Annotated in this window: 12 protein-coding genes and 1 pseudogene; 7 read left to right on the plus strand and 6 right to left on the minus strand. The window is 64.9% G+C overall.

Features of this window, described 5'->3' with window-relative positions:
* On the minus strand, positions 1-199 hold a 199-nt coding region (locus QWB57_RS08575; RefSeq protein ID WP_288969156.1), incomplete at its 3' end, for a hypothetical protein.
* A 41-nt stretch (positions 200-240) separates the two neighbouring features.
* Between QWB57_RS08575 and QWB57_RS08580 the strand changes: the two genes are divergently transcribed.
* Positions 241-858: a zinc ribbon domain-containing protein gene (locus QWB57_RS08580; RefSeq protein ID WP_288969157.1), complete on the plus strand. Its 618-nt coding sequence runs from the start codon at positions 241-243 to the stop codon at positions 856-858.
* Between the two features lie 38 nt (positions 859-896).
* Here the strand turns inward: QWB57_RS08580 and QWB57_RS08585 are convergent, their stop codons facing one another.
* Together QWB57_RS08585 and QWB57_RS08590 are read right to left on the minus strand one after the other, a co-directional pair.
* Entirely contained in the window at positions 897-1,541 is a 645-nt protein-coding gene (locus QWB57_RS08585; protein ID WP_223629632.1) for a trimeric intracellular cation channel family protein, read from the minus strand.
* A gap of 5 nt (positions 1,542-1,546) precedes the next feature.
* Positions 1,547-1,687, minus strand: a complete 141-nt coding sequence (locus QWB57_RS08590) for a hypothetical protein (RefSeq protein WP_288969158.1) — start codon at positions 1,685-1,687, stop codon at positions 1,547-1,549.
* A gap of 150 nt (positions 1,688-1,837) precedes the next feature.
* Between QWB57_RS08590 and mgtA the strand changes: the two genes are divergently transcribed.
* Positions 1,838-4,369: a magnesium-translocating P-type ATPase gene (gene mgtA / locus QWB57_RS08595; RefSeq protein ID WP_223629630.1), complete on the plus strand. Its 2,532-nt coding sequence runs from the start codon at positions 1,838-1,840 to the stop codon at positions 4,367-4,369.
* Position 4,370: 1 nt separating this feature from the next.
* Here the strand turns inward: mgtA and QWB57_RS08600 are convergent, their stop codons facing one another.
* Positions 4,371-6,575, minus strand: coding sequence for a primosomal protein N' (locus tag QWB57_RS08600; protein ID WP_288969159.1), 2,205 nt, complete (start codon positions 6,573-6,575; stop codon positions 4,371-4,373).
* A 445-nt stretch (positions 6,576-7,020) separates the two neighbouring features.
* Here QWB57_RS08600 and QWB57_RS08605 point away from each other — a divergent pair, with 445 nt between their 5' ends.
* The gene (locus QWB57_RS08605; protein WP_223629628.1) at positions 7,021-8,385 is read left to right on the plus strand and encodes a sigma-70 region 4 domain-containing protein; all 1,365 of its coding nucleotides are present in this window, start codon (positions 7,021-7,023) and stop codon (positions 8,383-8,385) included.
* 177 nt (positions 8,386-8,562) lie between these two features.
* Here QWB57_RS08605 and QWB57_RS08610 read toward each other — a convergent pair whose 3' ends face one another.
* Entirely contained in the window at positions 8,563-9,729 is a 1,167-nt protein-coding gene (locus QWB57_RS08610) for a DUF3667 domain-containing protein (protein WP_288969161.1), read from the minus strand.
* Positions 9,730-9,793: 64 nt separating this feature from the next.
* Here QWB57_RS08610 and QWB57_RS08615 point away from each other — a divergent pair, with 64 nt between their 5' ends.
* Both QWB57_RS08615 and sppA read left to right on the plus strand, forming a co-directional pair.
* Positions 9,794-11,185, plus strand: a complete 1,392-nt coding sequence (locus QWB57_RS08615) for an MATE family efflux transporter (RefSeq protein WP_288969163.1) — start codon at positions 9,794-9,796, stop codon at positions 11,183-11,185.
* A gap of 73 nt (positions 11,186-11,258) precedes the next feature.
* Positions 11,259-13,160, plus strand: coding sequence for a signal peptide peptidase SppA (sppA, locus tag QWB57_RS08620; protein WP_288969164.1), 1,902 nt, complete (start codon positions 11,259-11,261; stop codon positions 13,158-13,160).
* Positions 13,161-13,184: 24 nt separating this feature from the next.
* On the opposite strand, the gene QWB57_RS08625 is transcribed toward sppA, so the two are convergent.
* Positions 13,185-13,403: a hypothetical protein gene (locus QWB57_RS08625; RefSeq protein ID WP_223629624.1), complete on the minus strand. Its 219-nt coding sequence runs from the start codon at positions 13,401-13,403 to the stop codon at positions 13,185-13,187.
* 61 nt (positions 13,404-13,464) lie between these two features.
* On the opposite strand from QWB57_RS08625, the gene QWB57_RS08630 reads away from it, so the two are divergent.
* Positions 13,465-14,244: an SDR family oxidoreductase gene (locus tag QWB57_RS08630; RefSeq protein ID WP_223629623.1), complete on the plus strand. Its 780-nt coding sequence runs from the start codon at positions 13,465-13,467 to the stop codon at positions 14,242-14,244.
* Positions 14,245-14,460: 216 nt separating this feature from the next.
* Positions 14,461-14,836 (plus strand): annotated as a pseudogene (locus QWB57_RS08635) (FAD-dependent protein); the annotation flags it as partial.

Below are 14,836 nucleotides of genomic sequence, written 5' to 3' on the forward strand. Positions count from 1 at the left end.
GGCGGCGGATGCGGCGGCGGTCAATCAGTACCCGGGCAATGATTCGGTAGAACTCGCACAGCAACGCGCACAGGCAGAGATCGAACAGCAACGCGAAGCTTTGCAGCTGGAGCGTGACCGTCTGGACGAACAGCGGCGACAGATGGAAGAGCGAGAGCAACAACATGCAGAAGCGGCACGGCAGCGTGAGGTCGAGCAACAACCGACTGCCGATGAACAGTACGAAAACCGCCGCAGCGAATGCTCAAGCGGCTTCTTGGGCAGCAATTGCCGCAACCGGATCCGCATGGAGGTGTGCGAGGGCCATTGGTCCAGCAACCCGCCACCTGGCTATCAGAACTGCAGGCGCTGATCGGTATGCATTTCTGCCCTGCTTGTGGTTGTGCGCTTTCCAGTGGCGGCAGGTTTTGCGCCGCCTGCGGAACCGCCCTGCATCCCCCCGTAAACGCGCAGGTCACGCACCCCGCCACTCGCGATGACGTCGATACGCCGATGCCGGGCCATGACGTGGGCGAACAGACGCTCAGGCGGATCGCCGATTACGAACGCATCTCCGGCATCCTGTGGCTGATCTTGGGGATCGTGCAGGTACTGATGATCGTCACGATCATCGTCGGCATCTGGAACATCTACGCAGCAACGACCAGGATGAAGTTGCAACCACTGATCTTGGCACGGGATTCACGCGTCCCTGCTGCGTATGAGGGAGTTGGCCAGCTGATCGTCATCGGCGTCCTGAACCTGTTGCTTGGCGGTATCATCGGCGTGGTATTCGTTGTGTTCGATTTCATCATCCGCGACATGGTGTTGAGCAACCGGCACCTATTCAACAACGCGACGAACGGCGTGCAAGCCTGATCCGTGAAGCCGGTTCACCTCGGCAACTTGTTTCGCGTTCAGCGCCCGTCTGATCCACCCGCCACCGGCAATTTCCAGCCCCGACGGATGCTCATGAAACGCAGGCCGAAGCAGGCCAAGGCACCCAGCACCATCGCTGGGTGTTGCGGCAGATGGAAGGCGGCCGCCAGTGCCACGATGCCGCTGCCGACCAGCGCCGCCATGGCATACAGCTCGGTTTGCTGCAATACCACGGGTGTACGCACCACCAGCAAGTCACGGGCGATGCCGCCACCAATGCCGGTGATGATGCCGAGCAGCATGGCTGCGAATGGCGACAGCCCGAACGCCAAGGCCTTGCCGGTGCCCAGCACCGCGAACAGCGCAAGGCCAGCGGCATCAAATAGTTGTACCGGATTGCGCAGCCGCTCGATCACGCCGTGCCAGCGGAAAGTGACCAGCCCGGCCGCCATCGCCACCACCAGGTAGCGCCAGTCGGCCAGCGAGGCGGGCGGATGCGCGCCGATCAACACATCGCGCACGATCCCGCCCGACACCGCCGCCGCGCACGCCAGCACCAGCACGCCGAACAGATCCAGCTGCTTGCGCACCGCCAGCACGCCGCCGCTGAGCGCGAACACGAAGGTGCCGATCAAGTCGAACGTGAGCAGCGCAACCTGCACCCACTCGCTATCCACGCGCATCGCACTTACCCCAGTTCCGCTGCCAGCAAGGCTTCAAGCTTGTGCTGGTCGATGGCGAATTTGCGGATCCCGCCGGTGACATCCATTGGCATGCAGCGGGCGATGGTCTCGCTGGCACCGGGATCGGCGCCCACGGCGGAATGCATGCGGAGCTGGTCGAGGCAGTTGGCCACGGTGGGTCCGTTTGTGGTGGATTGGCCCGATTGTCGCCGATGTCGCCGCCGCTGCGCGAGCGGCCTACCTGCCTGTGCATCCATCGACACGCATCGCCCGTCGGCTGGTGCCATCATGCGCGGATGGACAAGATCGCCGGCACAGTATCGCCATCCGCTGCGGGCCTGACCGGCAGCGAGGCCGCGGCGCGGCTGGCGCGCTTCGGCCCCAACGTGCTGAAACCGCACCGGCGCAGCGTCGCACTGCAGTTTCTGGCGCGCTTTGGCAACCCGCTGGTGATCGTGCTGCTGGTTGCCTGCGCGATCTCCGCCGCCACCGGGGATGCGACCAGTGCGGCCGTGATCGCGGTGATGGTGCTGCTGAGCGTGGTGCTGGACTTCGTGCAGGAGTACCGGGCCGGCCAGGCCGCGGAGCAGCTGTCGCAGCAGGTGGCGCTGAACGTGAGCGTGCTGCGCGATGGCGCGCGCGCTGAGATTCCCGCCGAGCAGCTGGTGCCCGGCGATGTCGTGTTGCTGTCGGCCGGCGACCTGGTGCCCGCCGATGCACAGGTCCTGCTGGCACAGGACTTCTTCGTCAACCAGGCGCTGCTGACCGGTGAGGCTTTCCCTGTCGAACGCCATGCCGCCACCGCGCCGGTGGATGTCGACCGCATCGACACCGAGACCGACGGCCAGGTGTTCATGGGCAGCAACGTGGTCAGCGGCTCGGCGCAGGTGCGGGTGTTGCGCACCGCCAAGGCCACCGCGATCGGGCGCATCGCCCAAGATCTGGAGAAGCGTCCGCCGCCCACCGCCTTCGAGATCGGCACGCGCCGCTTCGGGCTGCTGATCATGCGGCTGACGCTGTTGCTGGTGTTGTTCACCATCCTGGTCAACGCGATGTTCCACCGGCCCCTGCTGGAATCGTTCCTGTTCGGGGTGGCGCTGGCGGTCGGGCTGACCCCGGAGCTGCTGCCGATGATCGTGTCGGTGACGCTGTCGCGCGGCGCACTGCGCATGGCGCGCAGGCAGGTCATCGTCAAGCGCCTGTCGGCGATCCAGGACATGGGCGCGATGGACGTGTTGTGCACCGACAAGACCGGCACCCTGACCGAGGCGAGAATCCGGTTGGAGCAGCATCTGGATCCGGCCGGGAACGACAGCGCGCGGGTGCTGCGGCTGGCCTTCCTCAACAGCGCCAACGAGAGCGGCCTGAAGAGTCCGCTGGACGATGCCATCCTTGCGCACGGCGAGGTCGATGTCTCCGGCTGGCGCAAGCTGGACGAGGTGCCGTTCGACTTCGAGCGCCGGCGGGTGTCGGTACTGGTGGAGGACGCCACGCAGCGCCTGCTGATCGTCAAGGGCGCGCCGGAGGACGTGCTGCGCGTCTGCACGCAGGTGGAGGACGGTACGGATGCCGACGGATCGCCACGCACCGACGCGCTGGACGATCGCCGCCGGCAGGCCTGCACCAGCCTGCTTGATCGCCTGGCCGACCAGGGCTTCCGCGTGCTGGCGGTGGCCTGGCGCGCCGAACCGGGTGATTTCATTGACGCCACCGCCGCCGACGAAACCACGCTGGTGCTGGCGGGCTTCGTCGCCTTCCTCGACCCCCCCAAGCAAAGCGCCAAGCCAGCGCTGGCAGCGCTGGCGGCCAGCGGCGTGGCGGTCAAGATCGTCACCGGCGACAACGAGCTGGTGGCGCGCCACGTCTGCGGCGAACTGGGCCTGGCGGTCACCGGCGTGCTCACCGGCGCGCAGATCGAGGCGATGAACGATGATGCCCTGCGCGCGGGGGTGGCGAGCGTCAACCTGTTCGCGCGCGCCAACCCGCAGCAGAAGACGCGCGTGCTGCTGGCGCTCAAGGCGCGCGGGCACGTGGTCGGCTACATGGGCGACGGCATCAACGACGCGCCCTCGCTGCATGCCGCCGACGTCGGCATTTCGGTGGAAAGCGGCGTGGACGTGGCCAAGCAGGCGGCGGCGATGATCCTGATGCGCTCGGACCTGGGCGTGCTGCATGACGGCATCATCGAAGGCCGGCGGACCTTCGGCAACGTCATGAAGTACATCATGATGGCCACCAGCTCCAACTTCGGGAACATGTTCTCGATGGCCGCAGCCACGCTGTTTCTGCCGTACCTGCCGATGCTGCCGCTGCAGGTGTTGCTCAACAACTTCCTCTACGACCTGTCGGAAACGCCGCTGCCGCTGGACAACGTGGACGATGCCGACCTCGCCCGCCCGCGGCGCTGGGACATGGCCTTCATCCGCGACTTCATGGCGACCATCGGTCCGATCAGTTCGCTGTTCGACTTCCTGACGTTCTATGTGTTGCTCAAGGTGCTGGAGGCCGGCGAGCGCGAGTTCCACACCGGCTGGTTCGTAGAATCGCTGGCCACCCAGGTGCTGGTGATCTTCATCATCCGTACCCGCGGCAATCCGCTGAAAAGCCGCCCGCATCCGCTACTCGTCGCCACCTCGCTGGGCATCGTCGCGCTCGCCGCCATCCTGCCGTACACGCCGCTGGCCGCGATGCTGGGCTTGGTGCCGCTGCCGCCGGAGTTTTTCGCCATCCTCGGCGCGATGGTGGCGGCCTACCTGCTGCTGGTGGAGCTGGTGAAGCGCTGGTTCTTCCGGCGCTGGGAGCGGCGCCATCCACCAGTGGCGACCTGATTCAGTACAGATCCACCGGATCCACATCCAGCGACCAGCGCACCCGGCGCGCTTGCGGCGTGGCATACAAGACTGCAACCGCGGCCGCCAACGCCGCGTGCAGCGCGCGTCGGTGCGGTGACGACACAATCAGCTGATGCCGAACAAACCCGGCGCGGCGCGGCATCGGCGCGGGCAGTGGGCCGTGCAGTTGAATGCCATGAGGCAGCAACAACGCCTTGGCCTGTTGCAGAAACTGCAGTGGTGGCTCGGCGTGTTTGGCTTCGGCACGCAGCAATGCCAAATAGGCGAAAGGCGGAAACCCGGCGGCCTCGCGCAGCGCCAGATCTTCATCGGCAAAGGCGTGGTAGCCACCGCGTACCAAAATGTTCAGCAAGGCATGATCCGGGTGATGTGTCTGCAATAACACGGTGCCGGGTTTATCGGCACGGCCGGCACGGCCAGCCACTTGAATCAGCAACTGCGCCAATTTTTCACTGCTGCGGAAATCGGCAGAAAACAGCCCTTCATCAATCCCCACCACGACCACCAGGGTGAGGTTGGGCAAGTCATGGCCTTTGGCCAGCATTTGCGTGCCCACCAAAATGCCCGGTTGCGCGCCGAGGGTGTCGAAGTGGTGCTGCAAGGCATCGCGATGGCCGCTGCTGGCGCGGTCGATGCGGATCACCGGCACATCGGCAAAGCGCGTTTGCAATTCGGCCTCGATGCGCTCGGTGCCATTGCCCTGCGGCTGCAAGCCTAGGCTGGCGCAGTCGGGGCAGGCCGGCGGCGCGGGCTTTCGGTGCCCGCAGTGGTGGCATTGCAGGCGCTTGCCGTGCGCGTGCACGGTCATCGGCGTGGGTTTTTCCGGCGTGCTGCAGCGCGGGCAATGCGCGCTCCAGCCGCAGTCGTGGCACAGCAATACAGGTGCATACCCGCGCCGGTTGCGAAACACCAACACCTGCCCACCGGCGTCCAGTGCGCTGCGGATGGCGTGCAGGGTGTCATCCGACAACCCCGCGTGCAGCGGTCGCTTGCGTACATCCTGCACACGCACCTGCGGCGGCTGGGCTGCACCTGCGCGCTGGCGCAAACGCAGCCCGGTGAACTTGCCCGTGCGGGCGTTGTGCAAGGTCTCCAGTGATGGAGTGGCGCTACCCAGCACAATGGGAACGGCTAACGCACGCGCACGCAGCAGGGCGAAGTCGCGCGCATGGTAGCGAATGCCGTCGAACTGTTTGTAGCTGCCGTCGTGTTCTTCATCAATCACGATCAAACCGGCCTGCGGCAGCGGCACGAACACCGCCGAGCGCGTGCCCACGATCACCCGCGCCTGTCCGCTGGCGGCTTGCAGCCACACCTTGGCACGCTCGCTATCGTTCAAGCCCGAATGCAGGGCATGCACCGGCACCCCCAAGCGCGCCCGAAAGCGCGCCAGTGCTTGCGGGGTCAGGCCAATTTCCGGCACCAGCACCAAGGCCTGTTGGCCACGCGCCAAACACGCGGCAATCGCCTGCAGATAGACCTCGGTCTTGCCGCTGCCGGTCACGCCATCGAGCAAAAAAGGCGCGAAGCCCTGCGCCGCCAGAATGGCGTCAATGGCGGCCTGCTGCTCGGGATTGGGAGAAACAGAGGGGGATGCATTTTTTTCAGTTGCCGGACGCAAACCTGGCCCGGTTTCGGTATCGGCAGCAATCTCGATGCGCTCCACCAGCCCGCGTTCGCGCAGCGTGCGCAACGCTGCACGCCAGCCCGGTTGCTCGACGTCGAGACTGTCTTCATCCCGCAGCTGATCCAGCCACTGCGCCAGCGCCTTCGGCTTGCCCGCCCGCATCGACGGCAAGGCCGTGTGACCCGCTTCGTTCAAGCACCAGCCGTATTGCGCAATCTCTGGCAGCGGCTCGCCACGCCGCAGCAGCGCCGGCAGCGCGGTGGCCAGCACTTCGCCCAAGGGTGCGTGCAGATACCCGGCCAGCCAGCGCAGCGAGGCCAGCAATTCGCCATGCAACAGCGGCGCGTCATCCAAACCCGCCAACACGCTTTTCAAGGCAACGCCCGGCTCGACCTGCGCATGTTCGATCACCAGGCCGCACAGCTCACGCGGCCCAAACGGCACCCGCACCCGCTGCCCCACCGCCACGGGTTTTGCATCCGCAGGCGGCAAGTAGTCGAACAGGCGCGGCAGCGGCACCGGCAGCGCCACGCGCAAGATGGGAAATGGGTGCATCGAACCAGTCTAGCGGGCTTGTGGCCCCTGCCGGGAGCAGCCGCAGTCGAGGTTGCTGCCTATTGCTCAGTCTTGCCTGACGTAAACGCGGCAACTCGTTGTTCTCTATGGGAATCCATCGTTATCCACACAAGCTGTGGATAAGTCTGTGAACTGACCACAGTCAGTGCCGCGCAAGCGCCACAGAACGTGCGCGCTGTCATCTTGGTGAAAAAAACGCCATGACCTTGGATTCCATATAAATCAATATCTTACGCGTGAAACATCGTCCGGAAAAAACGCGAACATCATGTGGAACATGCGCGAACGAGCAAATCATGCCGCTGTGCACAACTGCGATATCCACAGCCCGCATGGCTGCTTGCGGAGCCGACCATTGGCGCGCTGTCAAGCCGATATTTCACGGTATGTCCACGCTAAGATGCATCATCGCCAATGACTTGACATGACCTCCCCAGCCCCCACGCCCCCACAGTCCACGGCGATTGCTGCGTTTCTGCGCGGCCTGGAACGGCGTGCACAGCTGTTGGCGCGAGTGCAGACAGGCGACCCTGCCGCAACGCAACGGGCCCTGGCCGTCACCCAGCAGGTGTTTGCCTCGGAAGCCGAGCAATGGCCGATTGCGCAATGGCCGCTGCAGTACTGGCGGCTGCTGCTCTCGGTGCCAGCCATGGGGCAGGCCACACGGGCATCCACCAATACTCCTCTGCCAGCAATTGCCCAGCTGCCACCCGCGATCCGCGCTGCCGTGTTGCTGCATTTGGTGGTTTGCCTGGATGAATCCGAGGCCGCGGCGGCACTGGATTGCGAAGTTGCAAGCTATCAGCAGCGGATTCGCGATGCACTGCCGCGCGATGCGCACGGCCAGCCGGACATCGCGGTATGGCGGCAGTGGCGCGATGCCGTGCAGTTGGCACTGGACGTCCCGGATCCAGACGCTCAGGAAATGGTTGACGCAATGCCACAGGCACCGCCGCCCCCGGCACCGCCTCCACACGCCGCGCAGACGACCGCCAGTGCACCTTCCACCGGCACCGGCACAGCCGACCCGCCGCCGCATCCCCATCGGCACCTATTACGCTGGCTGTGGCTGGGGGTGGTCCTGGGGCTGCTGGCGCTGACGGCCACCTTCTTCCTGCATCCACGCGGGCGGGTACTGTGGAATGAATGGCACAACCGGGTGCGGGTGGAAGCACTGCCCGCTGCCGCTGCACCCAAGGCCCGCTTTGACCCCGCCGATACCGCCAACGACCCCGATCGTGCCCTGTTCGCCGCGCCGCAGGAGTTGGCGTTGGCCACCGACCTGCCCCTGCTGGCGTGGCTAAGCACACAAGCCGAACCACTACCGGAAACCACCGCCAGCGCGCCGCTGCCACATTGGAACCGCGCCAATCTGCGACAAACCGCGTGGTTGCGCGGAGTGTGGGCCGAATGGCAAGCCCTGCCCGAGTCCGAACGCGCCAGCCTGCGCACCACCGCCGCCCACTTCTTCGCCTTGCCCGCGCAGCAGCAACATACACTGCGGCAACGCTATGCAACGCAAAGTTTTGACGCGCATCGCGGCTGGCATCTGGGCCCAGTGCTGGGCCGCAACTGGCCGCGCATCGCCGCACTGTTTGCGTATATCGACCCCGGCGAACAGCAGCCCGTCGTGCACATGCTGCGCCAGGCCTCGCCGGATGACCTGGACACCCTCGCCCGTCTGGCGCAGACCACTCCACCCGAGCACCGCGCCGCGCTGCGGCAAAGCCTGCTGGCACTACCGGCGGCGCAGCGCTCGACGTGGTTGCAAGCGCAACTGCATCAATGAATCCGCGCGCAATGCCCGGCAGGCACCCGTCGACCGGCACTGAATCTGCCACCCAAACGCGCCACACCATCTTCACGCATGCGTGACGCGTGCTGATCGAAACAGGCTTGCAGCGCCTCAGCGTCGCGTCAGACATGCTGCGTGCGCAGCGCAATGCACCCGTACCCGTCAGGCCGCTTACATTTCCACCAAGCCAATCAAGGCCGCAGCGGTAACGGCGAAAGCCAGCAGCACCGAATACAGCACACCCAGCACGCCAAACTTCAGCACGGTGATCGGCCAGGCCTGGGCGTACACGCGCTTTTGCATCCACAACAAATGCACCGGCACCCACAGCAGCAACAGCGCGATCACCCAATCGAACACGCTATTGATCCACGTGCCATCGGGTGCGAACGTTTCTGCCGGCACCGCCGCCAACAACACCAGCAACAGCGACAGGCACATGAAGGCATGGCTGTGCAGGGCCACGATCAGGTGCTCCATGTACAAGCGCCGTTGCAACAAAAATGCGCCCTTCAACATCAGCGCAAACACCGGCACCAGCACGAACAAGGTGGTGGGAATGACACTGAGCACCGCGTCCTTGAACGCGCCGGGATCACGCTTCAGGCGCTCCACGTTGTCACTGCCGCGCTTGACCTGATCGTTGAGCCAGCGGTTGCCAAATGCTGGTAGCCAGCTAATAGTGACCGGGTGCTTGTCGGCATCCCAGACTTGCCCATTGATCACCAGACCAGGCTGCGTATCGGCAGGCTTGCCGGCCTTTGACACGGCCTTGCCCGCGCTATCGGGCTTGCCTTGCAGCTCTCGAATGCGCGCATCGGCGGCCTCGCGGATGCGCTGTTCGCCGGCCTCGATGCCGACGATGCCAGCCGCCGCTGGGGTACCCGTCATCTCGCGTTTGGCTTGCGCCATCTGCGCCAATTGCGCATCGCGCGCCTGCTCGACCGCCGCCACGGTGGTGGCCTTGGCGAATACCTGCGGCGGCTCGCCCGCGCCCGCACCATCCACATGCACGGTCAACCGCGCCACAAAAAACGCCAATACCGCCAAAAAGAAAAACAGCCGGAACGGCGTGACATAGCGCACCTGCCGACCAGCAAAATACTCCAGACTCAAAAACCCCGGACGCAGATACAACGGCTTGAGCGTGCGCACAATCCGCGCATCGAAATCAAACACGCTGTCCAGCAAATCACCCAACACGCTGCCCAACGGCCGCATCAGGCCTTTGACCGGCTGCCCGCAGGCGTGGCAATGGGGCCCGTGCAGGACCTCGCCACAATTGCGACAGACGGCCGCCACGGGGATGTCATCGGCGGAATCGGGCGTGATATTCATTTGCATCCAGATAAAATGACAGGCCGCGCGCAGCAATGCCAGCGCCCATCGATACCTTTCTCGCATGTCCACACCCACAACACCCTCACGCTTCCGTCACGACGTGAGGCGCACCGCCACGCTGGCTGCGCCATTGGCCGCAGGCCACCTGGCCAGTGGGCTGGTGAGTCTGGTCGATGCGGTGGTGGCTGGCCATCACGGCACCACCACACTGGCGGCGGTGTCGGTGGGCGCCGCCTTGTTTTGGCTGCCGATGCTGGCACCGATGGGCACCTTGATGGCACTGCCACCGGCAGTCTCGCAATTGGATGGCGCAGGCCGCCGCAGCGAGATTGGTCCATTGTTTCGGCAAGCCCTGTGGCTGGCATTGGCACTGGGTGCGCTGCTGTTTGGCTTGGTCAGCGCGATGCCGCTGTTGTTGGCACCGATGGGCATCGCACCTGACATCGTGCCGGGCGTCACTGCGTTTTTGCATACGCTGCGCTGGGGCGTGCCGGCCTTCACCCTGTACTTGTGCATGCGCTATCTCAGCGACGGCTTGCATTGGTCGTTGCCCACCATGCTGCTGGGCTTTGGCGGGCTGTGTGTGCTGGCGCCGCTGGCGTATGTGCTGACCAATGGCTTGCTGGGGTTCCCCGAGCTGGGCGTGGCCGGGATCGGGATTGCCACCAGCGTGATGTTTTGGGCACAAGCATTGGCTTTTGCGCTGTATCTGGCCATCAGCAAACGCTTTGCCGATTTGCAGCTGTTCACCCACTGGCACTGGCCAGATGGCCCGCGTTTGCGTGCGTTGATTCGCACCGGTTTGCCGATTGGCGTGACGGTCACCATGGAAGGCGGCTTGTTTGCCGTGACGGCGCTGTTGATTGGCCGCTTGGGCGAAGTGCCGGCGGCGGCGCATCAGGTAGCACTGAATGTGGCCACCCTGTGCTTCATGCTGCCGTTCGGGATTGCCGAGGCCACGACCGTGCGGGTGGGGCATGCGTTGGGGCGCGGCGATGCAGCAGGCGTGCGGCGTGCCGCTTTCGCAGGGCTGACCTTGGCCATGTGCACGCAAGTATTGTCCGCCAGCACCATGTTGCTGGGCCATCACGCCATCGCCTCGCTCTACAGTGCCGACCCCGCCGTCATCGCGCTGGGTGGCAGCCTGCTGCTGTATGCCGCGCTGTTTCAATTGCCCGATGGCGTGCAGGTGGTGTCGGCCGGCGCGTTGCGTGGCCTGAAAGACACCCGCGTACCGATGTGGCTGGCGGTGCTGGCGTATTGGGGCATTGGCATGCCGGTAGGCGCGTGGTTGGGGCTGGGCTTGAACGGGGGTCCGCGCGGCATGTGGCTGGGGCTGACCGCAGGCCTGCTGGTGGCCGCCATCCTGATGGCCCGGCGGTTTTTGCGCAGCAGCCAACCGCAGCGCCTTGCCAACACGTTTTCGCATCGACCCATGACCGACGGCGCATGAAGCACACCCCCGCGTCCTTTACCATACCCATCCCCACTGCCGCATCACGGCCTTGCGTTTTCCCGGAGTTTTCATGAACGAACCGCGCCGCCGCGGCCCCATCGCCAGCCTTGTGATTGGCGTTTGGAATACGATCAATTTCACCCGTCGCCTGGTGTTGAATCTGCTGTTCTTGCTATTGCTGCCGGTGCTGGCCCTGCTGTTGCTGGCAGCACTGTTTGGTGGCCGGCTCACCCCGCTGGAGAGCCGCACCACGCTGGTGTTTGCCCCCGAAGGCCGGCTGGTGGAGCAATACACCTGCGATGCCTTGAGCCGCAGTCTGGCGCATGCCACCCATAGCCGGGATTGTCAGGAAGTGCGCCTGCGCGATGTCCTGAGTGCACTGCACGCCGCCCGCACCGACAAGCGCATCGAACGTGTGGTGGTGAACGTGCAGGACATGGAACCCTCCGGCTTTGCCTCGCTGCGCGAAGTGGGCGCGGCGCTGGCAGCCGTGCGTGCTGCCGGCAAGCAAGTGGTGGCCTATGGCGACAGCTTCTCGCAGGGACAATACCTGCTGGCCGCGCAAGCCAATGAAATCTATCTGGACCCGATGTCCTCCGGTGGGGTGATGCTGGACGGGCTGGCCTCGTACCGCCAGTTCTTCCACACCGCGCTGCAAGACAAGCTGGGCGTGGACGTGCACCTGTTCAAGGTAGGCACCTTCAAGTCCGCCGCCGAGCCTTATATTCTGGATGCCGCATCGCCAGCATCGAAAGAAGCCGACCTGTATTGGATGGGCGATATCTGGCAGCGCATGTTGGCCGATATCGGCAAAGCACGCAGCATTGATCCCGCACTGCTGTCCAACTACGCCAACACCTTGCCGGATGCAGTGAGCGCCGCGCACGGCGACTTGGCGCAACTGGCGCTGCAACAAAAACTGGTCACCGGGCTGAAGACCCGGGAAGAAGTGGACACCCTGCTGACCCAGCGCGGCGTGGCCGATGACAATGCCGACGGTGGCTACCGGCAAGTGCCGCTGGATGCCTATCTGCAACATATCAACAGCGCACTGCCGCAGGCCGACAATCGCCCGCAAGTGGCGGTGGTGGTGGCGGAAGGCGAAATCGCCGGTGGCAAATTGCCCGCCGGCAAAGTGGGCGGCGAATCCACTTCTGCACTGCTGCGCCAGGCGCGTGACGATGACGATGTGAAGGCGGTGGTACTGCGGGTGAACTCGCCCGGCGGCGAAGTGTTTGCATCCGAACAAATCCGCCGTGAAGTAGCCGCACTGAAAACCGCCGGCAAACCGGTGGTGGTGTCGATGGGCGATGTGGCCGCGTCTGGTGGCTATTGGATCAGCATGAATGCCGACCGCATCTATGCCGATCCGTCCACGATTACCGGCTCGATCGGCATCTTCGGCTTGTTCCCCACGCTCGATCGCAGCCTGGACAAACTCGGGGTGCATACCGATGGCGTGGCCACCGCCAAATATGCCGGCGCGTTTGATTTGACCCGATCGCTGGATCCGGGCGTGGCCACCACCGTGCAGGCCGTGATCGAAAAGGGCTACCGCGACTTCACCGGCCGCGTGGCCAATGCGCGCGGCAAGAGCGTGGAGCAGATCGACAGCATTGCCCAAGGTCGCGTGTGGAGCGGCGCACAAGCCAAGGACCGTGGCTTGGTGGATGCATTCGGCAGCCTTGGCGATGCCGTGGCCGACGCCGCCAGCCGCGCCAAGCTGGGCAAGCCCGATGCCTGGCAGACGCGCTATATCGAAGACAGCACCACCCCGCTGTCGCAACTATTGGGCGGCATGTTGCAAAGCCGCGCCGGCATCGCCCTGCTGCAACACAGTGGCAGTGCCGAGTTGCTGCTGGCCCGCCACGTGCAGGAACAGCCGGTATTCCGCTTCGTGCAGGACGCACTGGCCAAACCCGGCAACCAACGCGTCAAGGCGCTGGCGTATTGCTTCTGCACACCGCAGTAAGGGTTTGATCGAAGCGGTGACGCGCTACTGCGTCGCCGCATCCGCCTGCTTGGCCTGCTCCGCCGCCTGCGTTTGCGCGGTCTCCGCGGCGGTGTGTGCCGCATCCTTGTAGGTATTGGCGGTGGTGGTGATCGGCGATGGCGTTGCCGCCTTCGGCTCCGGCCGCTGCGCGGGGTCCGGCGGTGGCGGGGCCGAACACGCGGCCAGCATGCACAGCAATGGCAACAACACAGTGGCGCGCATCAGGGTTTCTCCGCAGAGTGCTTGGCCTATCCTACGCTGAACCTCATTGATGGAGCTGCCCATGCCCTCGTCCCGCTGGAATCTGGATGGCCAACGCGCCCTTGTCACCGGCGCCAGCGCCGGCATTGGCTTGGCCATTTGTCGCGAGCTGCTGGGCTTGGGTGCGCAGGTGTTGATGGTGGCGCGTGATGGCGCATTGCTGGAGTCTGCGCGGGCCGAATTGGAAGACGAATTCCCCGGGCCCGAAGACGCGGTACTGGCCCTACCCGCCGACGTGACCGATGATGAGCAACGTGCGGAACTGATCGACTGGGCCAACGACCAAGGCGGCCTGCACATCCTCGTCAACAACGCCGGCGGCAACCTCACCCGCCCGACACTGGACTATGGCGAAGACCAGTGGCGCACGATCTTCGAAACCAATCTGTTCTCGGCGTTTGAACTGTGCCGCTTGGCGCATCCGCTGCTGAGCAAACATGCGGCATCGAGCATCGTCAATGTGGGCAGCGTGTCCGGCATCACCCATGTGCGCAGCGGCGCCCCCTACGGCATGAGCAAGGCCGCGCTGCATCAGATGACCCGCAACCTGGCCGTGGAATGGGCCGACGACGGCATCCGCGTCAACGCCGTGGCCCCGTGGTACATCCGCACCCGCCGCACCAGCGGCAAATTGGCCGACCCCGACTATCTGGACGACGTGCTGCTGCGCACCCCCATGGGCCGCATCGGCGAACCCGAAGAAGTGGCCAGCGCCGTTGCCTTCCTGTGCCTGCCTGCATCCAGTTATGTCACCGGCGAATGCATCGCCGTGGACGGTGGCTTTTTGCGGTATGGGTTTTGAGGCTGGCACCGTCTCAGTCGGTGCGACAGCGATCCGCTACAAAAGACAAGGGCCGGCTAGGCCGGCCCTCAGATTTGGTGCATCTTTCAGCAAATGCGCCGCCGTCACGACTGCGTGTTGAAGCGACAAGCACGCTTCATGGATGGGTTGGTTCGTTTTGGCTTGATGCCAAATGACGGCGGTGGAAGACTCGCGCTGTCAGCACTCGAACCGTACGAACTGCGCGCCGACCACGTGGTGCTGGCCTTGGGCCACAGCGCGCGCGACACCTTCGCCATGCTGCACGCCCGCGGCGTGTATCTGGAGGCCAAGCCGTTCTCGCTGGGTTTCCGCATCGAGCATCCGCAGACAGTGATCGACCGCGCGCGGTTCGGCCCGCAGGCCGGCCATCCGCTGCTGGGCGCGGCCGACTACAAGCTGGTCCACCACGCCAGCAACGGCCGATCGGTGTACAGCTTCTGCATGTGCCCCGGCGGCACCGTGGTGGCCGCCACCAGCGAACCCGGCCGGGTGGTCACCAACGGCATGAGCCAGTATTCGCGCAACGAGCGCAATGCCAACGCCGGCATCGTGGTGGGGATCACGCCCGAGG

This window comes from uncultured Thermomonas sp. (assembly GCF_937872235.1).
Lineage (GTDB): Bacteria > Pseudomonadota > Gammaproteobacteria > Xanthomonadales > Xanthomonadaceae > Thermomonas > Thermomonas beijingensis.